This is a genomic window from Rhizobium sp. PK7-22 (assembly GCF_056530405.1).
In genome coordinates this window covers 625863-651238 of record NZ_CP096513.1, presented here as the reverse complement: position 1 = coordinate 651238, position 25376 = coordinate 625863, and the positions used below count along the sequence as shown (strand labels likewise).

The 25376-nt window shown below is 59.6% G+C and carries 20 protein-coding genes and 7 pseudogenes; 18 read left to right on the top strand and 9 right to left on the bottom strand.

Going from position 1 to position 25376, the window contains the following annotated elements; all coding sequences use genetic code 11:
* The first annotated feature begins 443 nt into the window (after positions 1–443).
* From M1E10_RS03285 to M1E10_RS03275, 3 genes are read left to right on the top strand one after another with little or no spacing between them, the layout of a single operon-like run.
* Positions 444–1451, top strand: a complete 1008-nt coding sequence (locus M1E10_RS03285) for a zinc-dependent alcohol dehydrogenase family protein (RefSeq protein ID WP_499172696.1) — start codon at positions 444–446, stop codon at positions 1449–1451.
* A 24-nt stretch (positions 1452–1475) separates the two neighbouring features.
* Complete coding sequence (locus M1E10_RS03280) at positions 1476–2186, top strand: GntR family transcriptional regulator (RefSeq protein WP_499172695.1); 711 nt, start codon at positions 1476–1478, stop codon at positions 2184–2186.
* Positions 2187–2188: 2 nt separating this feature from the next.
* Positions 2189–3358 (top strand): M20 aminoacylase family protein, encoded by a 1170-nt coding sequence (locus M1E10_RS03275; protein ID WP_499172693.1) that lies wholly within the window; start codon positions 2189–2191, stop codon positions 3356–3358.
* A gap of 236 nt (positions 3359–3594) precedes the next feature.
* Here M1E10_RS03275 and M1E10_RS03270 read toward each other — a convergent pair whose 3' ends face one another.
* Positions 3595–4482, bottom strand: coding sequence for a LysR family transcriptional regulator (locus M1E10_RS03270; RefSeq protein WP_499173459.1), 888 nt, complete (start codon positions 4480–4482; stop codon positions 3595–3597).
* A 150-nt stretch (positions 4483–4632) separates the two neighbouring features.
* Between M1E10_RS03270 and M1E10_RS03265 the strand changes: the two genes are divergently transcribed.
* Complete coding sequence (locus M1E10_RS03265; protein WP_499172692.1) at positions 4633–5292, top strand: hydrolase; 660 nt, start codon at positions 4633–4635, stop codon at positions 5290–5292.
* Between the two features lie 128 nt (positions 5293–5420).
* Here the strand turns inward: M1E10_RS03265 and alaE are convergent.
* A pseudogene (alaE, locus tag M1E10_RS03260) lies at positions 5421–6029 on the bottom strand (L-alanine exporter AlaE).
* Between the two features lie 177 nt (positions 6030–6206).
* Here alaE and M1E10_RS03255 point away from each other — a divergent pair.
* The 5 genes from M1E10_RS03255 (at position 6207) to M1E10_RS03235 (ending at position 11469) form a co-directional block, all read left to right on the top strand.
* A complete protein-coding gene (locus tag M1E10_RS03255; RefSeq protein ID WP_499172691.1) occupies positions 6207–7979 on the top strand; it encodes a monovalent cation:proton antiporter-2 (CPA2) family protein in 1773 nt (590 codons plus the stop codon).
* A 157-nt stretch (positions 7980–8136) separates the two neighbouring features.
* Positions 8137–9072, top strand: coding sequence for a pirin family protein (locus M1E10_RS03250; RefSeq protein ID WP_499172690.1), 936 nt, complete (start codon positions 8137–8139; stop codon positions 9070–9072).
* 85 nt (positions 9073–9157) lie between these two features.
* Positions 9158–10408 carry a DUF5996 family protein gene (locus M1E10_RS03245; RefSeq protein WP_499172689.1) on the top strand — a complete coding sequence of 417 codons (1251 nt, stop codon included), beginning with the start codon at positions 9158–9160 and terminating at the stop codon, positions 10406–10408.
* Between the two features lie 26 nt (positions 10409–10434).
* On the top strand, positions 10435–11037 hold the full coding sequence (locus M1E10_RS03240; protein WP_499172687.1) for a hypothetical protein: 603 nt from the start codon (positions 10435–10437) through the stop codon (positions 11035–11037).
* 3 nt (positions 11038–11040) lie between these two features.
* Entirely contained in the window at positions 11041–11469 is a 429-nt protein-coding gene (locus M1E10_RS03235) for a hypothetical protein (RefSeq protein WP_499173478.1), read from the top strand.
* A gap of 167 nt (positions 11470–11636) precedes the next feature.
* Here the strand turns inward: M1E10_RS03235 and M1E10_RS03230 are convergent.
* Positions 11637–12239: pseudogene (locus tag M1E10_RS03230) on the bottom strand (transposase family protein); the annotation flags it as partial.
* A gap of 32 nt (positions 12240–12271) precedes the next feature.
* On the opposite strand from M1E10_RS03230, the pseudogene M1E10_RS03225 reads away from it, so the two are divergent.
* The 4 genes and pseudogenes from M1E10_RS03225 to M1E10_RS03210 form a co-directional block, all read left to right on the top strand.
* A pseudogene (locus M1E10_RS03225) lies at positions 12272–13050 on the top strand (HNH endonuclease).
* A 147-nt stretch (positions 13051–13197) separates the two neighbouring features.
* Complete coding sequence (locus M1E10_RS03220; RefSeq protein WP_029620520.1) at positions 13198–13425, top strand: helix-turn-helix domain-containing protein; 228 nt, start codon at positions 13198–13200, stop codon at positions 13423–13425.
* Positions 13422–13535, top strand: a pseudogene (locus M1E10_RS03215) (hypothetical protein); the annotation flags it as partial. The gene M1E10_RS03220 and the pseudogene M1E10_RS03215, both read left to right, overlap by 4 nt.
* Positions 13536–13580: 45 nt before the next feature.
* Positions 13581–13837: pseudogene (locus M1E10_RS03210) on the top strand (IS110 family transposase); the annotation flags it as partial.
* Between the two features lie 166 nt (positions 13838–14003).
* On the opposite strand, the gene M1E10_RS03205 reads toward M1E10_RS03210, so the two are convergent.
* A complete protein-coding gene (locus tag M1E10_RS03205; protein ID WP_499172686.1) occupies positions 14004–14915 on the bottom strand; it encodes a nucleotidyltransferase and HEPN domain-containing protein in 912 nt (303 codons plus the stop codon).
* A gap of 398 nt (positions 14916–15313) precedes the next feature.
* Between M1E10_RS03205 and M1E10_RS03200 the strand changes: the two are divergent.
* Positions 15314–15457, top strand: a pseudogene (locus M1E10_RS03200) (helix-turn-helix domain-containing protein); the annotation flags it as partial.
* A 261-nt stretch (positions 15458–15718) separates the two neighbouring features.
* Here M1E10_RS03200 and M1E10_RS03195 read toward each other — a convergent pair.
* Entirely contained in the window at positions 15719–17275 is a 1557-nt protein-coding gene (locus M1E10_RS03195; protein ID WP_499173458.1) for a Fic family protein, read from the bottom strand.
* A gap of 785 nt (positions 17276–18060) precedes the next feature.
* Positions 18061–18780 carry a helix-turn-helix transcriptional regulator gene (locus tag M1E10_RS03190; RefSeq protein WP_499172685.1) on the bottom strand — a complete coding sequence of 240 codons (720 nt, stop codon included), beginning with the start codon at positions 18778–18780 and terminating at the stop codon, positions 18061–18063.
* Between the two features lie 93 nt (positions 18781–18873).
* Between M1E10_RS03190 and M1E10_RS03185 the strand changes: the two genes are divergently transcribed.
* Positions 18874–19485 carry a glutathione S-transferase family protein gene (locus tag M1E10_RS03185; protein WP_499172684.1) on the top strand — a complete coding sequence of 204 codons (612 nt, stop codon included), beginning with the start codon at positions 18874–18876 and terminating at the stop codon, positions 19483–19485.
* 244 nt (positions 19486–19729) lie between these two features.
* Here the strand turns inward: M1E10_RS03185 and M1E10_RS03180 are convergent, their stop codons facing one another.
* From M1E10_RS03180 to M1E10_RS03170, 3 genes and pseudogenes are all read right to left on the bottom strand, one after another.
* Positions 19730–20044: a helix-turn-helix domain-containing transcriptional regulator gene (locus M1E10_RS03180; protein ID WP_499172683.1), complete on the bottom strand. Its 315-nt coding sequence runs from the start codon at positions 20042–20044 to the stop codon at positions 19730–19732.
* A 76-nt stretch (positions 20045–20120) separates the two neighbouring features.
* Positions 20121–20345 (bottom strand): annotated as a pseudogene (locus M1E10_RS03175) (type II toxin-antitoxin system RelE/ParE family toxin); the annotation flags it as partial.
* 481 nt (positions 20346–20826) lie between these two features.
* The gene (locus M1E10_RS03170; RefSeq protein ID WP_499173457.1) at positions 20827–21462 is read right to left on the bottom strand and encodes a TetR/AcrR family transcriptional regulator; all 636 of its coding nucleotides are present in this window, start codon (positions 21460–21462) and stop codon (positions 20827–20829) included.
* Between the two features lie 217 nt (positions 21463–21679).
* Here M1E10_RS03170 and M1E10_RS03165 point away from each other — a divergent pair, with 217 nt between their 5' ends.
* Genes M1E10_RS03165 through M1E10_RS03155 form a run of 3 tightly spaced genes read left to right on the top strand, consistent with a single transcriptional unit; the run spans position 21680 to position 25355 of the window.
* Positions 21680–22579, top strand: a complete 900-nt coding sequence (locus M1E10_RS03165; protein WP_499172682.1) for a shikimate dehydrogenase — start codon at positions 21680–21682, stop codon at positions 22577–22579.
* Complete coding sequence (locus tag M1E10_RS03160; protein ID WP_499172680.1) at positions 22576–24465, top strand: bifunctional sugar phosphate isomerase/epimerase/4-hydroxyphenylpyruvate dioxygenase family protein; 1890 nt, start codon at positions 22576–22578, stop codon at positions 24463–24465. The genes M1E10_RS03165 and M1E10_RS03160 overlap by 4 nt, the downstream gene beginning before the upstream one ends.
* On the top strand, positions 24462–25355 hold the full coding sequence (locus M1E10_RS03155) for an SMP-30/gluconolactonase/LRE family protein (protein ID WP_499172679.1): 894 nt from the start codon (positions 24462–24464) through the stop codon (positions 25353–25355). Before M1E10_RS03160 ends, M1E10_RS03155 begins: the two co-directional genes overlap by 4 nt.
* The last annotated feature ends 21 nt before the right edge of the window (positions 25356–25376 follow it).

Below are 25376 nucleotides of genomic sequence, written 5' to 3'. Positions count from 1 at the left end.
TTAAGAGCAGGGAAGCGTCGACATTGTGGAGCGGAGAGGTTGAGACGCCAAGGCCAAGACGTGCTGCTCCCGGCGAGCGAACAGGCCTCATCCACACGCCATGGAGTAGAGATGATGACGCGCAACGATTTCCAGAACTTCACCGATGACCAACGGGTCGTAAAGGGTTGCGGAGACCGCAGACTCAATATTGTGTCGACCGAACAGCGCGCTTCCAGATCATGCTGGAGATCCCAAATGTGGAGAAAGCCCATATAGCCTCACACAGTGAGTTGCGGCATCCCTCCAGCATCGAGTGCCGCTGGCATCGGAGGCGGTCCCGCCCCAGGAGCCCGTCCGCAGGCGCACCTGCTTCGCAAGCTTAGCTGAAAGACCACTTCGCGTGCAGTTTACGTCACCTCTTCGTTTCAAGCCCTAACCAACCAATCTCAAGGAAAATCAAAATGAGAGCCATGATTCTTGACGCGCCCGGCGGCCTCGATCGAATTCGCCTTGCGGACATCGAAGATGCGCGCGCACCGGCTGCCAATGAGTTGCGCGTCCGCATGAAGGCCAGTTGCATAAACTATCACGATTACGGAATCGCCAGCGGCAGGGCGCCGACGGAAGACGGTCGCATCCTACTCGCAGACGGCGCGGGGATCGTTGAAGCAGTTGGGAGTGGAGTAACGGAGTTCTTACCCGGTGACGCTGTGCTTACTTGCATCTTTCCGCAATGGCGTTCGGGACCGCCGCAGGTTTCCGACTTTTCGCAGACGCCAGGAGATGGCGTGCACGGGGTCGCGTGCGAAACGTTCACTGCGTCGGCGGGCCTGTTTACCAGGGTGCCGCGCGGCTACAGCATGACAGAGGCAGCGACCGTGACGACCGCCGGCGTCACTGCATGGCGGGCATTATTGGTGAACGGCCCTCTCAAGGCGGGTGAAACGGTGTTGGTGCAAGGTTCGGGCGGCGTATCACTCTACGCGCTACAGATTGCTAAGGCGCTTGGCGCTAAAGTCATTGCGACATCCTCCTCCCCGGACAAGCTTGCTCGGCTCCGTGCGCTCGGCGCGGATCAAGTCATCAACTATCGCGAAAACCCGGAATGGGGTCGACTTGCATTTGAGTGGACCGGCGGCAAGGGCGTCGATCACATAATCGACGTTGGCGGGCCGGCTACGCTGGCGCAGTCGATTGAAGCGGTGAAGATCGGCGGCCATATCGCGATGATCGGACTCCTCGGCGGCATTGAGGCCACGATTCCGATGATCCCGATGTTCGCCAAACAGATCCGGCTCCAGGGCTGTCTCAACGGCAGCTGGCAGGACCAGGCCGACCTGGTTGAATTTCTGGCCACTCACGGTGTCAAGCCGGTTCTAGATCGTAGTTTCAGGCTTGAGGAGCTGGCGGATGCATTCCGATACGAGGAGTCTGGATTGCACTTCGGCAAGATTGTCATCGAGATCTGAGGCAAAATAGGCCTGCAGGCGAGGATGCGTCGTCGCCCGGGTTTTCATGCCGATTTCGAGTTGACATGCGTGGTAGATCCGTTGTTGGATACAATCATGATATCGGATACCAACAAGACGCAGGCAGAAAAGATTATCGTTAAGATCAGGACGATGATCCTGAACGATATTCTCCGGCCCGGCCAGCTCCTGCGACAGGAAGCGCTCTCCAAGCAGCTGAGCGTAAGCCGCACACCGCTGCGGCATGCCCTGCAAGCGCTTGCCGAAGAGGGGCTGGTCGAAACCATCGGCTACAAGGGGGCGCGGGTCGCAGAGCTGGACCGGGGAATGGTCGATGACCTGTTCGAGATGCGGCTTGTCTTGGAACCGCTGGCACTCCGGTCCAGCCTTCCGAAAATCACGAAGCTCGATCTTGCCAGAGCCGAGATGGCACTCGACGCCGCGGACGCAGAAGAGGAGCCTTCGAGGCTTTCGGCACTGAACTGGGATTTTCACCACGCTCTCTATCGTCCTTCAAACCGGCAGACGCTGTTGCGGACCATTGAGCAACTGAATAAGGCATCGGCTCTCGCCGAGGTGATTGCAAGCTCCATCGCTGCCCGCCCCAGAAAGTCGGCTGCCGAGCACCGAAAGTTACTTCAGGTCTGTCGGGATGGCGACGAGACCGGCGCCATTGCAGCGCTGCGCGAGCATCTGCAGCTTGCTCACGACGATATACGAATAGGGAAAGAGTGAAGATGCCGGTCAAAAGCAGGATCGCAGAATTCCACGACGAAATGACCCGGTGGCGGCGACATCTTCACGCCAACCCCGAGCTTTCCTACGAAGAACATGAAACTGCCAGCTTCGTAGCAGAACATCTACGCTCCTACGGGATCGAAGTAACCGCGGGCGTCGGTGGCACAGGCGTTGTCGGCCTGCTTCATGGTAACTGTGAAAGTGAGCGTTCTATTGGGCTTAGGGCCGACATGGATGCGCTCGCGATCGAGGAGCGCAATGACTTCGCGCATCGCTCGACGAATAGGGGGGTCATGCACGCCTGCGGTCATGACGGGCACACGACGATGCTTCTCGGCGCCGCCCGCTATTTGGCCGAGACCCGAGATTTCTCAGGTCGTGCCGTGTTCATCTTCCAGCCAGCCGAGGAGATGGGCGGGGAAGACGGCGGTGCAGCGCGCATGATCCGTGAAGGGCTTTTCGAGAACTTTCGCTGCGACGAGATTTACGGATTGCACAACTGGCCCGGGATGGAGGTCGGCACCTTTGCCGTCAAGGCGGGACCAATGATGGCGTCCGGCGATGCGTTCGAAATCGAGGTAACATCCATGGGAATGCATGCGGCTCAGCCCCACAAAGGCGCCGATGTTGTCCTGACGGCTGGACACATCCTCGTCGCGCTTCAGCAGATTACGGCACGAAACGTCGACCCTCTTGACGCGCTCGTGGTCAGCGCCACGCAAATTCACGGTGGCGATGCCTACAATGTTTTACCGAACATGATGACAATCCGGGGGACCGTAAGAGCGTTCTCTCCCTTAGCGCGCGCGGCAGCGGAATCGGCGGTTCGGCGTATCGTCGAAGGCATCTGCATATCGACTGGCGCTGAATGCAAGATCACATACGCGCAGCAATATCCAACCCTGATCAATACGACGGCTGCCACCCTGTCCGCAGAAGCGGCCGGATTGTCGGTGTTCAACAAGGTTGAGACGAATCCACCGCGGACGATGATTGTCGAAGACTTCGCCTTTATGCTCGAAGACCGACCCGGCTGCTATGGGTGGATCGGCAACGGCTCTGATATGAACGGTCGCATCCTTCACAGCGCCTGGTTCGATTTCAATGATGAGGCGCTTCCATTTGGAGCCTCTTACTTTGCCTCACTTGTTGAGGAGAGGAGGCAATAGGCTCTATGATGTGAACTGAAGAAATCTACCCTGTGTTGGTCCATCGTTTGGAGGGGTGTAGCGGCTCAAATGTTCCGATGAAATAACGCATGTTTGAATGAGCCGCCACTCACTTGGGAGCTTATTGCGCAGTTTCCATATTCCCTGCAGAAGCTTCTTACGTATCAGTAGCTTCGGTAAAATATCGCCGGGTCGGCGGTTCAAGTCCTTTCAAGGCGGCGATCCTTCGCTGAGGCCTACGCATCGCGTCCAGGAGAGGAAGCTCCAAAGCATTCGATCAGCATGTCAGTGAGCACCCGTATTTTCCGTGACGGATACTGGCTAGGCGGTCGCACGATAAAGATTGCGGCAGGCGGAATCGGATGAGATTTCATAATCGGCACAAGGGCGCCTGACGAGATATGATCGGCAACCAGCAGTTCTGGAACGTAGGCGAGTCCCAAACCGTCGAGTGCAGCCGCCACCAGCGACACGGCGTTGTCGGCGACGAAGCGTCCCCGAGGGCGAACCGTAACGATCTTGTCGTCCACCGTAAATTGCCAAGCCTCATTGGGGCGAAGAACGGCTTCGTGATTGACGATTTCGTCCGGCGTGGCGGGAGCGCCATGCGCCTCGATATAGGCCGGGCTCGCGACCAGCGCGCCAAGTAAGGGGCCGATGCGCCGCGCCACCAGAGTTGAATCCGGCAGATACCCGACGCGTATTCCACAGTCGAAACCTTCCTCCACAAGATCGACAAAGCGGTCCGTATAGGAGGAATCTATCTGCAGACGTGGATGCAGGCGTGCCATCTGAGACAGAACGGGAGCAAAATGCGTCGGGCCGAATGTGAGCGGTGCGGCGACGCGTATACGGCCTCGAAGCTCTCCTGCTGGAAGAATCGTTTCCCGGACCACGTCCAGTTCCGCAAAAGTCCGGGCTGCGTATTCCCTGAAAGTTGCACCAGCTTCCGTCAGCGCAATGCCACGGGTGGTTCTGGCGAGTAACTGCACGCCAAGCTCTGATTCCAGTTGTGCGATCCTGCGGCTGACCATCGATTTAGACATACCTAGACGCAGCGCCGCTGAAGATACGCCGCCGGCATCTGCGGTTTCGACGAATATCCTCAGATCCTCAATGTTCAATTCGTGTTCCTCTTCCTGCAACATCGCGTCACACGTCTTGCGGCTACCGGCGTGGGTAAGAGAATGTCAGGTTTGGCTGGTCGCGTAGGAGAGCCCTCCGATGCAGTCAGCCTGCGAACGCCCGACGAACCGCCAACATAGGATATTTCCATGACCTTTCGTAACGGCCTCGATACCCTGCTTCGGCCCGAGGATTCGGTCCTCGTTCTGATCGATCACCAGCCCTATCAGTTGACCAACCTCAATAGCCACGATCCGCAAGCGATCGTCAACAACGTTACGGCCCTGGCCAAGCTGGCAAAAGCCTTCAACGTCCCGACCATCCTCACCAGCGTGATCGCCGATCGCGGCGGCAAGATCTTCAAGCATATCACCGATGTCTTCCCTGGCCAGGAGGTCATCGACCGCACCTGGGTGAATACCTGGGAGGACGAGAAAGTGGTCGAGCTGGTCAAGGCGACGGGCTGCAAGCAACTGATCATTGCTGGTCTGTGGACGGAAGTCTGCGTGGCGATGCCGGCCATTCAGGCGGCCGGCGAAGGGTGGGACGTGACCGTCATTACCGACGCCTCGGGCGGAAGTTCACTGGAATCGCATCAGGTCGCTATCCAGCGGATGATCGCGGCCGGCGTCAACATGATGACGTGGATGGCTTTGGCGGGTGAGTGGCAACGGGACTGGGCACGTACCGAGCATGTCGAGGAACTGACGGAAGTGCTGATCTCTCACATGAGCGGCAGCGGCATTGCCTATCTCTGGGAGCAGCAATTGCTGAACACGCCGACCCCGACGAGCAAGGGCGGTCTTTGAAGCGACGGCGGGGGACGGTGCCGCAAACAGCGATGGCTCGCGGCCATCCATGTGGTCGTCCGCATCACCCCTGCCGGCAACGATTCCGATAGCGACCAAGCGTGATCAAGGCGATCCGGTCTCGGTGTTTAGCGACATCGGCTTCGAGCCACCCTTCGGAAGACCGAAGAGGCGTCGCACCGTGTGAGAAAGGCGCCATAGGGGCGGCCAAGCACCAGCATCATGACGGCCGCGCCGAGTATGCCGCTCAGCAGGCCGCCGCCTTCGGCGCCACTGATGGCAATGATGGCCGCATAGATCGGCACCTGAAACGTCATCAGGGAGAGGCTGTCCCAGAAGAGCTGCGGCATCGTGGCCTCGCCGGCGTGCGTCATCATCCAATCCCGCCACAAGCCTTAGGGCCGTGCCACCGGAACCATGAGTACGGCGCCGAGGAGCCGGGCATTGCAGACTTCCTCACAGCTCATGCCGGCAATGAAGCGCTCGTTGAGCGCGCCGGTTGCCGTGAAGAAAATCAGGAGCGCCACCGTATCGGCAAGGAATGAGCGGCGACGGGTGAACCGGTCCGGGAGACGGAGCTCATCGGCGTCGCTGCCTGGCTGCGTATTTGCAGATTTGATTGGAGACTGGGTGATGGTAACCTCTCTGTCGATGAATGCGGACTGTCCCTTGCAGCCGGCCAGGTGCAACCGGCCGTCGGCGTGTCTTAGAGAAAGGGTAACGCGGATAGCCCCCATTAGGCGTTGCGTTTTTCGAGACAGCCTATTGCAGTTTGCGCGACTATCCAGCGAGTTGCTGCAAGGCTACCAATCCTGTCGGCGTCGGCGGGATGTTCAACCTAGAAACGTCGAAGGAGCGAAAAAGCGCCGTCGGCTGATGTCGGTCGTTGAGGCGGCCGAATTGAAGGTGAGTGCATGGCTGACGTGAGCCTGGGACAGACGATCGGTCCTGCTATTGTTCTAATGGGAGCGGCCGTTGCGGCGGTGCCGTTGTTTCGCCGTCTCGGCCTGGGTTCTGTGCTCGGTTATTTTACCGCCGGTGTCCTGGTCGGCCCATCGGTGCTCAGCCTCTTTACCGATACGCTTTCCATCCTGCATTTCTCCGAACTTGGGGTAGTTATGTTCCTGTTCGTGATCGGACTGGAATTGCGCCCGCAGAAATTATGGTCCATGCGCGGGCAGATTTTTGGCCTCGGCCTGCTGCAGGTGGCGCTGGGCATTGCCGCGCTTGCCCTGACGGGAATGCTGGTCTTCGGCCTGTCCGCCCCCGTCGCCTTTATTGCCGGCGCCGGTTTCGTCCTCTCCTCGACAGCCGTTATCATGTCGGTGCTTCAGGATCGTGGCGAGGTTTCCACGCCTGAGGGGCAGCAATCCGTTTCCATTCTTCTATTCGAAGATCTGATGATCGTGCCGCTTCTGGCAGTCGTGGCCCTCCTCTCTCCCCTATCGGACGGCCAGGCTGGGTGGACGAGCATCCTCTTGGGCATTGGCGCTCTGCTTGTACTGATCGGCGTGGCAAAGTGGGGGCTGAACCCGTTCTTCGCCCTCCTGGCACGGGCGCGGACCCGCGAGGTCATGTCGGCCGGCGCCCTGCTGGTGGTGCTCGCCGCTGCCTGGCTCATGGATATGGCCGGGCTTTCCATGGCGATGGGCGCTTTCCTCGCCGGTGTCATGCTGTCGAGCTCGAGCTATCGGCACCAGATCGAGAGCGATGTCGAGCCGTTTCGCGGCCTGCTGATGGGGCTCTTCTTCCTAGCGGTGGGTATGTCGCTCGACCTTTCCGTTGTTGCCGCCGAATGGCTGCTTCTTCTGGCCATGCTCTGCGCTTTCACGCTGGCAAAAGGCGCCGTGGTCTTCGGCGTTGCGCGTGTCTTCGGCAGTTCCGTTCACGACGCAATCCATCGAACCTCGATGTTCCTGCAGGGCGGCGAATTCGCCTTCGTGCTTTACGCGGCAGCCGCGACGGGCGGCGTCATCGATGCGCGTGCGAATGCCGTCTTCACGACGGTGGTGATTTTCTCCATGGCGATGACACCGCTCCTGATGATTGCGGCGGACCGTTTCCTGCGCAGCGCGCCCCAGATGCATGGTGTGGAAGGCGCGCACAATCTGAGCGGCCGGGTGCTTATCATCGGCTTTGGCCGCTTTGGACAGATCGCCTCGCAACTCCTCCTGACAAAGGGCGTCCACCTGTCGGTCATCGATTCCAACCCCGACCGGATCCGTGAAGCAGAGCGTTTCGGCTTCAAGGTCTTCTTCGGTGACGGCACACGCCTCGATACGCTGCACCATTCCGGCGCCGGTACGGCCGATGCGCTGATCGTCTGCATCAATGACCCCAAGGCTGCCCTCCATATCGTGGAGCTGGCACAGCACGAATTCCGCCAGGTCAAGATACTGGTGCGCAGCTACGATCGCGGTCACGCCGTCGAACTGATTCGCGCCGGCGTGGATTTCGAGATCCGCGAAACCGTTGAATCCGCCTACCAGATGGGCGCGGCCGGCCTGCGTGCGCTCGGCTTTGCCGAGATAGAGGTCGAGGAAGCGGCCGAAGACGTCCGTCGCCGCGACTATGAGCGCCTGTCCGAACAGGTGCAGGGCGATGCGATGTCGGGGGCGGGCCATCTGCATGTCCGGCCCGGTCCCGAACCGCTCAGCGGTGACAGAGCCCATCAAACGAGGGCTTGAGCCCGAAGAGGTCCTGCAGGGAGGCAAACAGCCCGGCGCCGGATCTCGAGACTATCATCACCCCGGCATCGGCTGCATGGCGAGTTCCGGGACACGAGCAGCAAGCAGGGCGCCGCGTGCAAATCCGCGCCTGGCAAACAAGGAAAGGCGACCAGACATGAGTTGGAACCCGGCAATCGAACCAGGCTGTCCCGATGAGGTCAGCAGTGATGCAATTGAAACCCTGATCATTCCCCGTGCGCGCGATATCGGCGGTTTCGAAGTGCGCCGTGCCTTGCCGGCGCCAAAGCGCCAGATGGTCGGTCCGTTCATCTTCTTCGATCAGGCCGGACCGGCCGAACTGCTCACGGGGCAGGGGATCGATGTCCGGCCGCATCCGCATATTGGCCTTGGAACGGTCACCTATCTCTATCGCGGCGATTTTCATCACCGCGACAGCACCGGCGCCAATCAGGTGATCCGGCCCGGCGAGCTGAACTGGATGGTCGCGGGCCGCGGCGTGTCGCATTCGGAGCGCACGAGCGCCACTGCGCGCACCGGCCCGAACAGCCTCTTCGGGATCCAGACCTGGCTCGCCCTGCCAGACAGCCACGAGGATGTCGATCCGAGCTTCGAGCACCACGGCAAGGCGTCCCTGCCGGTCATCGAGGACGGCGGAACCACGGTGCGGCTGATCCTCGGCAATGCCTATGGCGAGGTAGCGCCGGCCACCATGTTCTCCGAGACGTTCTATGCCGATGTGACACTGGAGAGCGGATCGCTCTTCCCGATGCCGGACAACCACGAGGATCGGGGCATCTATATCGTCGAAGGATCGATCTCGATCGCCGGTCAGAGCTTCGAAGCGCCGCAGATGATGGTGTTCCGTCCGGGCGACAAGATCACCGTCGCGGCAGGCGAGCGCAACGCGCGTCTGATGATCCTCGGCGGTGCGACGCTTTCCGGCCCGCGTTATGTCTGGTGGAATTTCGTTGCGTCATCCAAGGAGCGCATCGAAGCGGCCAAGGTGGAATGGCGGGCCGAGAATTGGGGCAACGGTCGCTTCGATCTGCCGGCCGATGACCGCGACGAGCACATCCCGCTTCCGGACTGAGGGTCCGGGCGCAACCGCCCCGGCATGCGCGACCGGTTCGCCCAGGCCGTCATCCCTTCGCCCTTTTTCTAAGATTGGATATCCCATGAGCAGCAAATGGCCTACCCTCGATTATCTTGGCTGGCGTGAAACGTGCTCGGCCTTGCATCTCTACCTGCAAGTGGTCGGCAAATATCGACTGGCCCATACCCCCTGGCTCAACCATTCATGGAACGCGACTTTCTATGTAACGCCTTCCGGTCTGACATCCTCGCTCATCCCTGACGGCCGCGGCATCGAGATCGCGTTCGATTTTCACGATCACCGCGTCTTGGGCACGAGCGGCGACGGGCGCAAGGCCTCGCTCGCTCTGCACGACACGACGGTCGCTGAGTTCCATGCGGCCTTCATTCGACTGATTTCCGAGCTCGGTGGAACACCGGTATTCCACGGTCAGCCGAATGAGGTGGCGGATCCGGTGCCCTTCGAGGAGGATCATCGGGACCGGCTTTACGATCGCGAAGCCGTTCGGAGATTTCATCAGGCCCTGATGGCTATCGACGGTGTCTTCAAGACGTTTCGGACATCCTTTCTCGGCAAGTCCAGTCCTGTGCACCTCTTCTGGGGGAGTTTCGACTTGGCCGTCACACGTTTCTCCGGTCGTCCCGCGCCCATTCATCCCGGCGGTGTTCCCGCCCTGCCGGATGACGTGGCGCAGGAAGCCTATGATCACGAAGTGTCGTCGGCGGGCTTCTGGCCGGGCGGCGGCGGCATAGACTATCCGGCCTTCTACGCCTATGCCTATCCCGCGCCGGGTGGCTTCCGGGCGGCGTCCGTCAAGCCGGATGCAGCTTTCTGGCATGAGGGTCTGTCGGAGTTTATCCTGCCCTATGAGGCGGTGCAGACGGCCAGCGATCCGGATGCAGCGCTTCTCTCCTTCCTGATCTCGACCTATGAGGCGGCCGCTGGGCTGGGTGGCTGGGACAGGGATCTGCTCGAATGCAGCCATGGCGAGCGGGGCAAGGTGCGTGCGCTGAAGGCCAGGCCGCCACAGGCTGTGCCATCGGCGGTTGCCGGCGAGGTCGAGCGGGAGGATGGTGCTTCCAAGGGTCGCTACCGCCTCGTAATCGACGGCGTCGAAGCGGAGATGAGTTATAGCCGCGCCGGCGCGCAACTCATCATCATCGACCATACGGATGTGCCTGCCGCCTTGCGGGGCCGAAAGGTGGGTGAGCGCCTTGTTCGACAGGCAATCGAGGATGCACGGCGCGACGGGGTCTCGATCATTCCCCTGTGCCCCTTTGCGAAAGCGCAGATCGAGCGGCATCCAGAGTGGCAGGACGTCCTCCGCAAGTGAAGCGGTCGGCGGCAAGGGAGGACGACATGGCTGACGAAAGCAATCCGCTGCGGGATGCGGACAGGATCCTGATAGCGGCTGTCCACGATGCAATCGAAAATGCGGCACGGAGTGCGGGGCATCATCTTCGGGGTGCCGATGACCCCAACTCCCGGCAGGACTATTTCGCCGATGGCGTCATGCGCCATCTGTTTCAGCGCCTCTGCGGGGCTGACCCCGCGACGGCGGCGGGTGGAGATCCGGAGATCGCCTGGAAGATCCTCTATGCGGGGCGCAACGTGGCGCGCCACTGGGAAAGGGGAGGCGAAGACCGCGCGACCATGCGGAGAAAGAGGGAGCGGAGCGAGGATCTCGAAAGGGACAGGAGCGAGCGTCGCGAGCTTATCCGCTCCGCGCAACATTATGCGATGACGCTGGTCGTGCAGGCCCTGGCGAATCAGGCGCGGCTATCCGACCCACAATTTGTGGAGCGGCTGGAGGCGGCGATCGATGCACGAGCCGCAGAGCTCGGAATCGTTTCGGAAACGGATGCGCTCTTTATCAGCAGCGCGAAGGACTATGTGTCGCTCCTGACCCGGACAAGGGAACAGGGGGCGGCAGAGCCCGACCATCAAGCGATCACGGAGTGACAGGTGACTGACAATTGCCCGGTACCCACGCCGACAGAGCGACGGATCGCGGAGATCATCATGCGGGCGGACAGGACGCTCGCCGATGCCATCGCCTTGTCGCTGGAGGCCGCCACGGCGCGGGCCGCAGCGGAATTGAAAGCCATGGGAGAGGAGGGCTCGACGCCGCCGCTGGAATATTTCGCAAGCGTCATTCATCAGAGGATGTATTGCCTGACGTGCGGCGCCGATCCCGACACATTCGAAGGAGGCAATCCGAAGATCGCCTACCATGTGATCCGCAACAGCCAGAACATTGCCACACATTACTGGTCCGCTAGTATCGAGCCTTATCTGCCACAAGACGTTGAACTCTTCCGTAGCCTAAACCTTCTGCTCAAAGGAAGGATGGTCACCAGATGCCGATCGACTGCGACTGCGCATAATTCTTGAAGGCAACCCCCTAGCTCGATCCTCATTAAGGCGATGGTGTCGTTCGCGCACTGTAGGATTCTCCGCCTACCGCTAGAAGCGACTATGGCGGCGGGGGCACCGTCAGAAAAGGTTGAACGCGCTGGAACTACAGGTGGTCGCAACGGCGAACATCGATGCCGCTGGGGATTTCCCCGCAACCAGGCTTCTGCCGTTGCTGGCTCACGGTCTGGTAGCAGACGGATCGGCCGCCGGCGCTCCAGGCCACAGACGATCGTGCCATAGCAATGAATGCGCCGCCAGGCCCAGTCGTCGATGCCGATCACCGAGGGTGGCATCGATTGCGGTAACCCTTGCCTGCGGATGACTCGCAGGAGGGTGTCGTTGCTAACGGGAAGCATCAGCCGCTGGGCAAAACGGGCCGCCGGGCGTCCTCCAAGCGCAAGCGCCAAATGGTGGACGAGATGCTCGAGACGCCCGGTTCGTCTGGCGTAGGCAGGGAGCACATCGCCGAACCGCTCGGAGAATATCTGTCTGCCGCAGAGCACCGCGTCACAGGTGAACCTCCGTGTGCGGACGAGAAGTCGGACACGCCTTCCCGACAGAGGGAGGTCCGCGACCTGGCGGCAATACCGGCTTCGAACCGTTCGCGAGATTCGTCCGCATACCGGACATGACGCGGTAGCGCCGGCTCGCGACAGCAAGATGCAGGTCTCATCGTCAATTTGGGTGATGCATTCGGCGATGAAACCAGCCGGTACCAAATCGGAGGGGCGAAACTTGGTGCTCATCAGGCTGATCCCTTTGTGGAAACCAGCAAAGCATCATCATTACAACTGCATCAAAACTGAGTCAGAGCCAATTTTGCACGCCGAAACACATTCCTGATCCGAAGGCCCCCGGCATGTATCTGGCGCTGATCGAACACGGCAGCTATCTCGACTTCATCAATCCCGTTCCGTTCAGCGGACCAGACGGTGTCATAGAGCGAGGCGTGCTGAATGAAGAGGGGCGCATTTCGGGCAGAGCACAGGCTGCAGTCCGACCGATATCCGCAGCAGATTTCAACCGCGTCGTATCTATTGGCATAGACGAGGATGAGCCTGAACTCCCTCGGCTGGATGAGCCAGGGGTGACGCATACGGTTGAGGGATTTGCGGATGAAGCGCAAGCGCCGTTCATATTTGAGCAGGAGCGTGATCGTGTAATGCAACTCTCGTCGCGGATCGTTCGAAATCGGCTGTTTCGCCGGCTCGTTCTTCACGCTTATGACAAACGATGCGCCATCACGGAATTGAAACTCATCAACGGTGGTGGCCGGGCGGAGGTCGACGCCGCATATCTCCGGCCGGTGGAAGCGAGCGGGCCTGACATTCTTTCCAACGGAATTACTCTTTCGGGCACCGCACACTGGATGTTTGATCGCGGTCTGATTGGTCTTTCGGACGATCTTGATATCCTGATATCGCGTCAGGGGAATGATCCTGAAGCATTCAAGGACTCCTCAACAAGACCGGGAAGGCCATCGTGCCTGGCCGGGTCTTCGAGCGGCCACATCCCCAGCTCCTGAGATGGCACCGTGAGAACTGCTTCAAGCAGTGAGCACCAGGGTAAGTCTTGCGCTGAAGGTTCATCCTGAGCGGGTCTATTTCGGGCCGTTGGCGCCAATAATCCTAAAATCATCCCGATCGGTTCTTTTGACTTCCCTTCATGCCGTCTGGTGATATAATCATCCCGATAGGGGTGATTATGGAAAAGATCAAAGATACAAAAAGCCTCGGCATGCTGATCCGTCAGGAGCGCAAACAGCAAGGGTTAACCCAGGAGCAACTCGCAGGGGTGATTGGTGTGGGCGTACGTTTTCTGCGTGAACTCGAGGCCGGCAAAGAGAGCTGCCAGATTGGCCGTGCGATGCAAGTCCTGGCTGGTTTGGGCCTCGTTGTTTCGGTCGGGCGTCGCCAGGGCCCGCGATCGTGACCCGGGTATTGGACGGCTATTTTCGCGACACCAAGGCGGGCGTGCTCGGCCGGCTTGACGACGGCCTGCTGACTTTTGCCTACGGTGGCGCGTATCTCCTGGACCAACGATCGCGAGCGATCTCGTTCTCGATGCTCCTGCAAGAAGAACCCTTCGGTAAGCAAGAGCTTCTGGGTATCAGCAAGCGAGGCAACCGAGATGTCCGTAAACTGCTCGTCCATGGTGCGCGATCCTGCTTCCGACACCTAGACCGAACAAAGGATCGACTGGGAAGCTGCTGGATGGTCTCCAAGCCCGAATGCACCCAAACAAAGCTGTTGTCGCACTTGCCGCCAAAATGGCCCGGATCGTCTGGGTCGTCCTGACCCAGCCGGGAGCACTCTACGAGCGCAGAGATCCTGCATTCACCTAACGCTCCTGGCTCGATTGCAAGGCTCGGGAATAGTGATGACGAAGCAGTGGATCAACATGCCGTAAGTCCTGTGCATTTCAAACATTGCCAATCAGATTTCAAATCGCCGCATGTGACTTTCAATTGGCCAACCCCATAGTTTCATTGAGTCATCAAAGGAATAGAGCTATGGCGCTATCTCATTGCGCAGCCGCACGATGTGCTCTTCACATACCAGTTGCACCAACTCGTGAACAACAGCAGTCCGCTCTCCCAGCCACAGCAATGCCTCCTCGCTGATCTCAAAGTGCCTAGAATACCGCGCTTTGACGTAAGCCTCGTTCAGCGTGTTGAACCAAGCCCGTTCTCGATGTTGTTCACGCGGAAAGGCGTCGGCCAAACGCCGATCTTGCTCCTCCGCCAGGGAGCGCAGGAACTTCACGTTGTGGGAAGGGGGAGCGTAGTTGGCCAAGGTCAGCAGGACGCATGAGTAACCCTGCTCGAGAGACTGATGAAGAAGGAATGCTGCCTCCTTCAACATGCCGCCGAGCCGGGCAGTCATCGCGAGCGTACCGAGATTGCGCGCAGTAGCAAATCTTTCGGCAAAGTACTCTTCCGCCAGTTTGAGACGTTCAGTCGGCGAAAGTTGCTGCGCCTCTGCAAGTGGTTCATCATCGAGCTCATAGAGGATAATCCCCTCCTTGCGGATGTCGGAGAAGAAGTACTGTCCTTCCTTGAGGTAGGTGTTCACCTCGCGCCGGGAGTGGACGATGAAGCTGACCGGTGTTTCGATCGCCTTGTCGCGGATAAGCCGGTCGGCGGCCTTGTGCCAGTACTTGGCAAAATCGCAGAGCTTTCGGTTGTTGACGATGATCAGCAGGTCGAAGTCGGAGCGATAGCCCTTCATCGTAAAAGGCTCATCGACCCAACCGCCCTTGGCATAGGAGCCGAACAGGATGATCTTGAGGATCCTCCCTCGCTTCTTGAAGTCCGCCGTCCCTTCTTTCAGGGCATCCTCGAACTCCTCGTGCAGGATGTCCAGCACGCGGGAGAGCTCGCGCTGCTTACGCAGTGGCATATGATCGAGGCTTGATTTCATCGCTGGCGCTTGAATATCCCAATTGCTATCGAGGGTGCCGGAGCGGCCGCAGATCTCGCCTGCGAGTCTACAAGCGGTTGGCTCGAACCACAATTGGCACATTTAGCAAGTGAAGCAGATCATAAGATACCGCAATTCAGTGATCCGGCCCTGCCTCCGTCTCCAGTTCAGGTGGCTATCCGCCGGGCCTGTGGGCTGACGTTCTAGTCTGCTGACTCCGGGGCGCTCTAAGCGCCTCGGAGTCAGCACTTTCGGTGATGCCTGAGATTGGGGTTCAATGTCCGCAACGGGCTTCAATGGGCCCGCCTTCGCAGATGAGAGAGAGCAGCTACCAGCCCCAGTTCGTCCAACCCCGGCAGCCTAAGCTTCTTGCTCACCAGCGGAATCTGCGGCGCGGAGTGATGGCAAAACCGCTGGTGTCCGCCGGCATGGTCGCCAAGACGCTCGAGGTGACGCCGCAGGCGGCGCGGCGGATGGTTTTGGAGCCTGGCCTCCGCGAGATGACGGGGAGGGGGAGATTTCGCGCGTGGGGTGTCGTGTAGCCAGTCAAGAGGTCTGCGGCCTCTCCGCGGCAGCTTAGGTAGGGCCACTGCCGCTCATGAGCGATCTCCATCAATTTACCGAGTTGCTGCGGCACTACCCGGTAGGCTTTATTCCAAGGCTCATCATTCGCTTCCGCGATCTCCCCGTAGGAATAAAGCGTTGCTTCCGCGCGGCGTTGATGATCGCCCGATAAGTCCTATTGATATCCAAAGCCATTTAGTTCCCCCTTTATGTATTGCCCCATAGCTCAGTTGATGCCGCTATTGGCCTCCACCAAGTGTAGGTAAAATCTCGGTATATATGGCCTGTATTTCTGCGGCCTCTGCATCCGTGAGTCCGGCAAATTCGCGCTCGCGTGCGCGTTTAGAAAGCGTTCCATCGTTCTGCCGTAGAAAGCGGAATAACAGGTCCATGATCCTGTCAGGCATATCGACAAGGGCGGACACGCGCTTTTTGAATGTATCGTAGCCGGCAAGGAAGGCTGTCTCCGCCGGCAGATCGACATCGACCGTCCGTGCTACACACGAAAACAGGAATTCCGCATGCGGGGTCGCATCGAAGAAGCGATAAAAATCAGCGGTCTCGCTGAGCACTTCAACATTGCCACGCTCCGTCGCCGCCCAGCGGATCAAAGGTAGCAATCTCTGGGAGTAGCTTTCCAATGTCCGCCGATAATCATCAATGCGATCGAGGATCACGGCGGATACCGGGAACACAATGCCTGGCGGATTGAAATCCCGTGCGGCCAGCACGTGATGAATCAGGAAACGGTGAAGACGCCCGTTGCCGTCTTCAAACGGGTGAATATAGACAAAGCCAAAGGCCAGCACCGCAGCAGCAATAACCGCATCAAGCTCTGGGGCCGCCAGCCGGTCGAAGGCGGTCAGGCCATTCATCAGATTTTCGAGGTCCTGGTGCTTGGCGCTGATATGATCAGGGATCGGCGCACCGGTATTCCGGTCATGCTCGCCGACAAAGCCGCCTTCAGTGCGCAAGCCCAGCTGCACGAAGCGCGCATCGCCGATCACGATACGCTGCAGGCGTAACAGCTCATCAAGATCGATCGAGCGGCGCCCGGCTTCTCCGATGACCTGCCCCCAGCGCTGGATGCGATCCTGGGGCGGATCTTCCCCTTCGATCTCGAAGCTGGATCGCGAATCCTTCAGTAGAAGAAAGGCTGCAGTCCGCGCCAGCAAATCGGCAGGGACATTCGCAACGAGCGCGCGCGCCTGCGCAGCGATATTGCGGTCAACGTATGCATTCAGTTCCCGCGTCTTAAAGATCATCGGACAAAAATCAGGAGTGCCTGGCAGATTGTTCTTCACACGATGGCGGGTGGAGTTCGAGCCGGTGATCGTCCATTGTCGCTCAGGATCAACGACGAGCGCATATGCGCCCGTGGCCGCATCGGGCAAGTCTAGCTGCTCCTGCAGGAGCCATTCATAGAGAAACCAGATACGGCGCGCATAGGACCCCGTCGGGGCCGCGCGCACGATCTCTGCAACGGGGTCAGGTCCGGTCGTCCGGAACAAGGCTTTTAGTACCGCAAGATCGAGCCCTTCATAGCGCAAGGCAAAGGTGAGCTGCGCGTCCAGCGTATTGGCGGGTTGGTGCCGGGGCGTGAAGATGTGCCAGCCATCGGCTTCATAAACCTTGTGGCGCGGACCTATCGCAGCCAGCGTACGCGGTACCGGCACAGCAAGGTCATAGGCTTCGATTAAGGCGGCGTATCCTGCAGGGATCGCTTCCTCAGGTAGCCATCTCTCGTGAAAAACAGTTACGGAGCCTGAAAATGGCCTCTGGGGCGCGCGGGCCATGAATTTCAATACCTATCCATGAAAAGCGATTACACATAAACCTTTTCATGAAAAACGATAACTTTCAATGAAAAACACTACCACAACCGGCAATGTCATGATTATCGATAACCAGGCGCCCTGCGCGGGGATAAGCTCAGTAGCCAAGTCCTCGGCGGTTTGTGCGTGTTCTGCCTCTTTGTCTTTACGCAGATGCCCGTAGACATTCAGTGTCAGCTGGTTGTCGGCATGCCCATCGGACGCCAAGCGAACATCGGCGCTCGATCGGTTGAGTTCATTAGGCGAAGACCCTGGCGGCTATGAGCTCGAAATCAAGCAGCGCTGAAGAAACTATATGGCGTGCCGGGCTCGAATGCGGCTGCGCCGCTTGTTCAATGATCTCTCTGCATGAACTCATCGTTCTCGAATGTCATATAAAACGCGTCGCATCCTTGAGTGTCGCTCCGTCATCAACACGAGCCGTTGCAGATCTCCAATTAAGTCGCCGGCATCTAACGAGAGATCGTGCTGAAGTGAGCATGAAGTTCCATCATTGGATTATGCCACACTGCCTTCCTAATTGTGTCAAATGAATTAGTTTCAATATCGGACCAACTCTCGGGTGAGGGTCGGCGCTTCGATTCCCGTCAAGGCAAAGACGCGGGCAAGGCATTTTCGCTCGAATTTATGCTGCCCACTCGCAGTGACAGCATTGCGCCTCAGCGCGGCCGTTCGGCCATCTGCTGCATCCGCGAAAAGCAGTCCGAATGCGGTACGTGGCCACACCGGCCGCATCGGCGTCTTGGTTACTGGCTGCTCAAGATCATCTTTGATGTTTCGGGCACACCGGCGTTCAGAATGGCAACGAAGTCCCTGAGCATCTGAACCCGGCGCGGACGGAAACTCTCCTCCGTCATCTGGACGTCGGCGATGCGGTCGACGCGGAACTTGCGGAAATTCTGGCGCAGGCAACACCAGGCAAGTAACACCAGCGTCCTCTCCAGATAGACGATCGCCAGCGGCAGCACTTGCCGGTCGGTCCGTTGCTGCTCCGCGTCCACATAGCTTATCACCACGGCGCATTCTTGCCAGCAAGCCTCGCGCAGAAGGCCGACATCGACAACCGGCGGATCGCGGCGCTCGAAACGATAGGCCTGGGAGGCGGCATGCAGTGCCTGGCGTTGTAGTCGGTCGGGCAGCGTTGCTGTGACTTTCGAAAGCACGGCACCTGCGGCCGCCGCGAGAGCCGGTTCACCCATATGCCGCACCTCGGCGAGGCCGAGCACCAGGGCTTCGATTTCAAGCCGTGTGAATGTCTGCGGCGGCAAGGCGATGTCTTCCGTCAGCCTGTAGCCGAAGCCGCGCTCGCCATCGATGACGGCGCCCGCGGCGCGCAGGCTCTCGATGTCCCTATAGAGCGAACGCAATGACACGCCGGTCTCCTCGGCAAGGCGCGCGGCGGTGACCGGGGAGGGGAGATTGCGAAGCGCCTGGAGCAGGCGGAACAGACGATCACTACGAGCCATGACTTTGAAAATAGAAGAAGCCTACTGACGGAAACTGGCAGTTGGCGGAGTGTACAAGATCCGCATTGCCACACGCAACCGAGGATACAGACTATGCTGACGCTCTTTCACGCTCCCCGCTCGCGCTCGACGCGTATTGTCACACTGCTTCGCGAACTAGACGCCATCGACAAGGTCGCGATCGAGATCGTCGACATCAGCCGCGGCGATGGCAGCGGCCGCAAAGATCCGAAGAACCCACATCCGGAAGGCAAGGTGCCGCTGCTCGACCATGACGGGGTCGTCATCTGGGAGAGCATCGCGATCATTCAGTACCTGACGGATCTCTTCCCGGAGAAGAAGATGGCGCCTGTTGCCGGCGATCCGGAGCGCGGTCAGTATCTCAGCTGGCTTGCCTGGTATGCCGGCGTGGTCGAACCTGTGCTGATCATGCAGGCAGCCGGGATTTCCCATTCTTTTGTGGATTTCACCTTCCGCAGCCCGGCGGAACTTGCCGCACGCGTCGAAACCGCACTTAAAGATAGGCCCTATCTGATGGGAGAGCGATACACAGCTGTCGATCTGCTGCTGCATTCGCCCTTTGCTTGGTATCCTGCGGCGACGCCGGACAGCGACGTGGTCAAGGCATGGATTGAGCGTTGCCGCGAGCGGCCAGCGCTGCAATGGACCGCCGACTATGAGGCCCGCACCGTGGTTGCGGCTTGATCGCTGGCACTGGCCGCTCCGACCGGGCGGCCACAGTCGCGTGGGATCGATCGCACCCGTCACCCCTTAAGGCAAGTGGCACGGATCGCGAGGACCATGGTTCTGGGCGAGATATCAAGCGCCTAGTCTATCCGGACAAGGCGTCGTTGGTTCAGCTCCTTTGAAGAGCTTAAACCATGAAAAACGGGCTGCCTCGCTCGGGCACGGAGCAAAAAAACGTCGAGCCAATGCTCGAATATGCCGTTCACTTCACTGCGGCGGTCGATCCCCTGTCGGATTTCAAAACAAGATTTAGCCTGTAGCCAAGTGCGTCAGCTACCTTTGCGATCGTCCCAAATTCTGGATTGCCATCCCCACTTAATGCCCGGTAGAGAGCAGGTCTTGTAAGTCCGGTATTCCGAGAAAGATCTGACATGCCGCGCGCGCGCGCGACAACACCAAGAGCGCGAGCAATATGGTTTGCGTCTCCATCTTCGCTGGCAGCTAAAAGATACTCAGCAATCGCTTCCTCACTTCCAAGGAATTCCGCGGAGTCGTACTCAAACGTCTTAAGTGGCATGCGATTACTCCTTCAATTGCTGTGCTAGTTTTTTAGCTAGTCGAATGTCTTTGTCTTGCGTACTCTTGTCGCCACCACAGAGAAGAACATAAACGATCGACCGTCGCGGACAAAATAGACCCGATAACCAGGCCCATAAGCAATGCGGAGTTCGCTCACGCCTTCGCCCACTGGCTTTACATCCCCCAGGATTTCCTGCAGCCAGACGATCAATGCGGTCGGCAATTCGAGCTTGGGCACGAAAGTCCTTCAGCGTTTTGATCCAGTCCGCATAATCACGGGTGCGCCCAATCGTGAACATGAAGCTATGTAACCCATAGGGGACAAATTATCAAGTGGTGGTTATCCGGAATAGCTTTTTGGCGCCGTTCGCCTGAGTGTGGTCAGCCAAATGATTGAATAGTTCGATGTTCATTACATCACGATTACCACTCTTTTTCCTGTGGCTGTCCGTACGTATTTTGGCCGCTTCGGGCGGCCTAAGGCCGGTCATTCGAAGCGAAAATTGCAGCAGATATAACTGATCTGGCTGACGGTCGGCGGTTCGTATCCGTTCAAGGCGGCGGAGGGGAAGATTCCGCTTTCGCGGGGCCGGAGATTCGTATTTTACCAGGGCGACAGTAGCATTGACGCGATCAGCTTGACCGGGAACAGGCCGTTCCTATGTCCGCGGCGCTGCCATGACCGGATCGGGTCGTGTCAGTTCGTAGTGCCGACGGGCGATTTCGTAGTAATTCCGGGGTGATCATGGGTGGCCAGACGCGAATGACATGTGTTGCTCTTCATCTGGGCTGAGTGACATAGGCGAGCACCGCATCGGAGATCATCTGCTTGTGGCGCGCATAAAGATCGGGTGCCGAGAGATCACGGTGGAAGATGGTGCCGAAGGTATGCCGGTTCGAAACGCGGAAGAAGCAGAAGGCGCTGACGAGCATGTGCAGGTCGATGGCATCGACCTCACGCCGGAAGACGCCCTGGCTGCGACCTCGCTCCAGGATATCGCTGATCGTCCTGACGATCGACAGGTTGAGCTCGCCGATCTCCGACGACCGCTTCATGTGGTTGGCGTGATGGATGTTCTCGATGCTGACCAGCCGCACGAATTCGGGGTTGTTCTCGTCGTGGTCGAAGGTGCTGGCAATCAGCGTCCGTAGCGCGTCGATAGGTGGCATGTCGGCCAGCTCCAGATCGGCCTCCAGCGAGCGGATCTTGCGGTAGGCCTTCTCCAGCACCGCCAAGTATAGCCCCTCCTTGCTGCCGAAATAATAGTAGATCATCCGCTTTGATGTGCGCGTCTTCTCCGCGATGGCGTCGACGCGTCCGCCCGAAAGGCCGAATTCCGCAAACTCCTCCGTCGCGACGGTGAGGATGTCGTCCCTCGTCTTTTCCGGGTCGTTTTTGCGGCTCTCACGTGGCATCGGCTTTGTCACAGTTGTTTCCATCATCGGACCTGGAGAACCATAGCTCTATTGCCTCTTCATATTGAGCTTGGCTCTCCTATTCAATGGCTTCCCGAATTGACACGTACTAGTTCGTACAATATGTCAATCGGTGCGGTACCTATGCCGTCGGTTGTTCGGGAGGAGCGCCGCGCGTCGAGACGCCACGCGCGTCCTCGGCTCCGGCGAATGTGGAATGAAAGCAATCCAGGGATCATTCTTTTGCGCCGGCCTCATCGGCAAGGGAATTCAGGCATCGCTCACGCCCGCCATGCATGTCGCCGAAGGGCGCGCGCAAGGGCTTGACTACCGATACGACCTTCTCGATCTCGACCAGATCAAGCTCGGCGTGGATCAGCTTTCCGAGTTGATCGCCGATGCCGAAGCGAGGGGATTGGGCGGCCTGAACGTCACCCATCCCTGCAAGCAGGCGGTGCTCGGCGTCCTCGACACGCTGTCGGACGAGGCGACAGTTCTGGGCGCCGTCAACACCATCGTTCTTCGCAACGGCAAGCGACATGGTCATAATACCGATTGGTGGGGCTTTGCCGAAAGTTTCCGCTTGGGGCTGCCCGGTGCCGATCTCGGTGCTGTCGTTCAGCTCGGCGCAGGCGGCGCTGGTGCGGCGACAGCCTTCGCCATCCTTCGCACCGGCGCGACCCGACTGACGATCGTCGACCAGGACAATTCCCGTGCGGCGGCGCTGGCGGAGACGATGCAGCGGCATTTCCCCGAGGCGGCCGTCGAGGCAGGCGACGATCTGCCGAAGGCCATGGCGGCGGCCTCCGGTCTGATCCATGCGACCCCAACCGGGATGGTCAAATATCCGGGCCTGCCTTTGCCTGCCGATCTGCTGCAGTCGTCCTTGTGGGTGGCCGAGATCGTCTACTTTCCGCTGGAGACCGCGCTGGTGGCGGAGGCCAAAAGGCGCCAGTGCCGGGTCTTGGATGGCGGCGGCATGGCGGTCTATCAGGCCGTCAAGGCCTTTGAGCTCTTTACCGAGATCATACCGGACTCGGATCGAATGCGGCGGCACTTTGCCGAACTGACCCAGGCTCCAGCACAGACGGCCATGGCTGCCGGAGTGTCCCGATGAAGACCTCCATCGCGACAGTCTCGATTAGCGGCGAGCTTCCCGAAAAGCTGGAGGCAATCGCCAAGGCCGGTTTCGACGGCGTCGAGATCTTCGAAAATGATTTTCTCGCCTTCGACGGCAGTCCGCGCGATGTCGGACGCATGGTTCGCGATCACGGGCTGGAGATCACGCTGTTCCAGCCGTTCCGGGATTTCGAAGGCATGCCGGAGCCGCACCGGTCGCGGACGTTCGATCGCGCCGAGCGCAAGTTCGACATCATGCAGGAACTGGGGACAGACCTGGTTCTCGTCTGCTCCAACGTGTCGCCCGTCTCTCTCGGCGGCATCGATCGTGCCGCGGCAGACTTTCACGAACTGGGGGAGAGGGCGGCAAGGCGCGGCCTGAAGGTTGGCTATGAGGCGCTGGCCTGGGGACGGCACATCTTCGACCATCGTGACGCCTGGGAGATCGTCCGCCGCGCGGACCATCCCAACATCGGTTTGATCCTCGACAGCTTCCATACGCTTGCCCGCAAGATCGACATCGGGTCCATCCGCTCGGTGCCGAAGGACAAGATCTTCATCGTGCAACTGGCCGATGCGCCCTTGATCGACATGGACCTGCTCTACTGGAGCCGGCACTTCCGCAACATGCCGGGCGAGGGGGATCTACCGGTCGCCGACTTCGTCGCGGCCGTCGCGGCCACCGGATATGACGGCTATCTCTCCCTGGAGATCTTCAACGACCAGTTCCGCGGCGGCTCGCCGAGGGCCATTGCCGCCGACGGGTACCGCTCGCTGGTCTATCTGGGGGACCAGGTGCGGCGAAAGCCGGACGCCGCAAGCCTGACGGTGCCGTCGATGCCGGACCGCGCGTCCGTTGCGGGCGTCGCCTTCGTCGAGTTCTCGGTCGGCAAGGCAGATGCCGAGTCGCTGATCGTGATGCTGCAGTCGCTCGGCTTTCGAAAGACCGCCAAGCACAGGACGAAAAATGTCAGCGTCTACCAGCAGGGGGAGGTCCGCATCCTCATCAACCGGGAAGAGATCGGCTTCGCCAGCACCGCCTACGCCGTTCACGGTGCCTCGGCCTACGCCATGGCCCTGCAGGTGGAGGATGCAGCGGCAGCCATGGCGCGGGCGGTGGCGCTCGGTGCCGAGCCCTTCAGCCAGCCTGTTGGCCCCGGTGAACTCGAGGTTCCGGCCATCCGCGGCGTCGGAGGAGCGCTGATCTATCTGGTTGACGCCGCGTCCAACCTGGGGCGCATGTGGGAGATCGACTTCCAACCCGTCGAAGACGAAGCCGCTCCGGAACCGGCGCATCTGCTGGCGGTCGATCATGTGGCCCAGACGGTGGCCTACGAGGAGATGCTGACCTGGCTCCTGTTCTACACCGCGATCTTCAAGACCGAGAAGTCGCCGATGGTCGACATCATCGATCCATCGGGTGTGGTGCGCAGCCAGGTCATCCAGAACACTGAGGGAACGCTGCGGATCACGATGAACGGCGCGGAGAACCGCCGCACGCTTGCCGGCCATTTCATCGCCGAGACCTTCGGATCCGGGATCCAGCACATTGCCTTCCGCACCGAAGACGTCTTCGCCACGGCCGCAGCACTTCGTGCCAATGGCTTCAAGGCGCTGCCGATCTCACCGAATTATTATGGCGATGTCGAAGCCCGTTTCGGCCTCGACCCGGAGCTGACCGAGCGGCTGAGGGCTGACAACATCCTCTATGACCGCGACGAACACGGCGAGTACTTCCAGCTCTACAGCGGCACCTACGGCGAAGGTTTCTTCTTCGAGATCGTCCAGCGCAGCGGCTACGGTGGCTACGGCGCTGCGAATGCCATTTTCCGGATTGCGGCGCTGAAGAAACAGATCCGGCCGGAAGGAATGCCGGTCGCATGACAAGGATCATCCCGGCCTCACGCGTCGAATGCCTTGTTCGGTCCAGCGACCGTCTCGGCGAGACGCCGCTATGGTGCGACAGGACGCGGAAGCTCTGGTGGGTGGATATCGAAAACCCGAAGCTGCAGAGCTACGACCCGTCCTCCAACTTCCACGAGATATTCCCGCAGCACGGCATCAGTTTTCTGGGCAGTCAGGCCCTGACCTCTGCCGGCGATCATCTTGTCGCGCGAGATCTGGATCTGGTGCTCCAGGCCGCCGACGGCGGCAATTCCCGACTGGTCGCGACCGTCGAGGCCGATCTCGACAATCGTCTGAACGATGGCCGGGTGGACCGCCGGGGGCGATTGTGGATCGGGACGATGGACAATCAGCTTCACCGGCCGCTGGGATCGCTCTACCGCGTGGACGCGTCCGGTGATGTGAAGAAGATCTTTTCGGAGGTGATTGTCAGCAATGGCATTGCATTTTCACCCGACGGCCTGCGGTTCCATTTCACCGATACCCGGCGATATCAAAGCTGGGTCTTCGACATGGATCCGGAGGATGGCGAGATTTCCAACCGGCAGCTCTTTGCAGATTATTCCGCGTCAGGAGTCCGACCGGACGGCGCGTGTTTCGATGCCGATGGAGGGCTTTGGACGGCGTTTTTCGCCGGCGGCCGCGTCGTGCGTTACGATCCACAGGGTGTGATCGATACCGTCATCGAGCTGCCGGTCAGCAATCCCACCTGCGTCTGTTTTGCGGGAGACGACCTTCGGACGCTGGTGATCACCACCGCCAGCAAGTTTTTATCTCAGGAGCAGTTGGCGTCGGAGCCACTGGCGGGCGCCGTTTTCGCTGTCCACGGGCTCGCTCAGGGGTTGCCGGAGAACCGCTTCGCCGCGTGAGGTGCGTGCTTTTACAAAGGG

Excerpts from the sequence above, each read along its gene's own strand:
- M1E10_RS03155 (WP_499172679.1), top strand. The coding sequence starts at position 24,462 with ATGACAAGGATCATCCCGGCCTCACGCGTCGAATGCCTTGTTCGGTCC.
- M1E10_RS03205 (WP_499172686.1), bottom strand. The coding sequence starts at position 14,915 with ATGAAATCAAGCCTCGATCATATGCCACTGCGTAAGCAGCGCGAGCTC.
- M1E10_RS03220 (WP_029620520.1), top strand. The coding sequence starts at position 13,198 with ATGGAAAAGATCAAAGATACAAAAAGCCTCGGCATGCTGATCCGTCAG.
- M1E10_RS03245 (WP_499172689.1), top strand. The coding sequence starts at position 9,158 with ATGAGCAGCAAATGGCCTACCCTCGATTATCTTGGCTGGCGTGAAACG.
- M1E10_RS03240 (WP_499172687.1), top strand. The coding sequence starts at position 10,435 with ATGGCTGACGAAAGCAATCCGCTGCGGGATGCGGACAGGATCCTGATA.
- M1E10_RS03275 (WP_499172693.1), top strand. The coding sequence starts at position 2,189 with ATGCCGGTCAAAAGCAGGATCGCAGAATTCCACGACGAAATGACCCGG.
- M1E10_RS03255 (WP_499172691.1), top strand. The coding sequence starts at position 6,207 with ATGGCTGACGTGAGCCTGGGACAGACGATCGGTCCTGCTATTGTTCTA.
- M1E10_RS03265 (WP_499172692.1), top strand. The coding sequence starts at position 4,633 with ATGACCTTTCGTAACGGCCTCGATACCCTGCTTCGGCCCGAGGATTCG.
- M1E10_RS03285 (WP_499172696.1), top strand. The coding sequence starts at position 444 with ATGAGAGCCATGATTCTTGACGCGCCCGGCGGCCTCGATCGAATTCGC.
- M1E10_RS03180 (WP_499172683.1), bottom strand. The coding sequence starts at position 20,044 with ATGCCACTTAAGACGTTTGAGTACGACTCCGCGGAATTCCTTGGAAGT.
- M1E10_RS03280 (WP_499172695.1), top strand. The coding sequence starts at position 1,476 with ATGCGTCGTCGCCCGGGTTTTCATGCCGATTTCGAGTTGACATGCGTG.
- M1E10_RS03170 (WP_499173457.1), bottom strand. The coding sequence starts at position 21,462 with ATGCCACGTGAGAGCCGCAAAAACGACCCGGAAAAGACGAGGGACGAC.
- M1E10_RS03160 (WP_499172680.1), top strand. The coding sequence starts at position 22,576 with ATGAAGACCTCCATCGCGACAGTCTCGATTAGCGGCGAGCTTCCCGAA.
- M1E10_RS03185 (WP_499172684.1), top strand. The coding sequence starts at position 18,874 with ATGCTGACGCTCTTTCACGCTCCCCGCTCGCGCTCGACGCGTATTGTC.
- M1E10_RS03250 (WP_499172690.1), top strand. The coding sequence starts at position 8,137 with ATGAGTTGGAACCCGGCAATCGAACCAGGCTGTCCCGATGAGGTCAGC.
- M1E10_RS03195 (WP_499173458.1), bottom strand. The coding sequence starts at position 17,275 with ATGGCCCGCGCGCCCCAGAGGCCATTTTCAGGCTCCGTAACTGTTTTT.
- M1E10_RS03165 (WP_499172682.1), top strand. The coding sequence starts at position 21,680 with ATGAAAGCAATCCAGGGATCATTCTTTTGCGCCGGCCTCATCGGCAAG.
- M1E10_RS03190 (WP_499172685.1), bottom strand. The coding sequence starts at position 18,780 with ATGGCTCGTAGTGATCGTCTGTTCCGCCTGCTCCAGGCGCTTCGCAAT.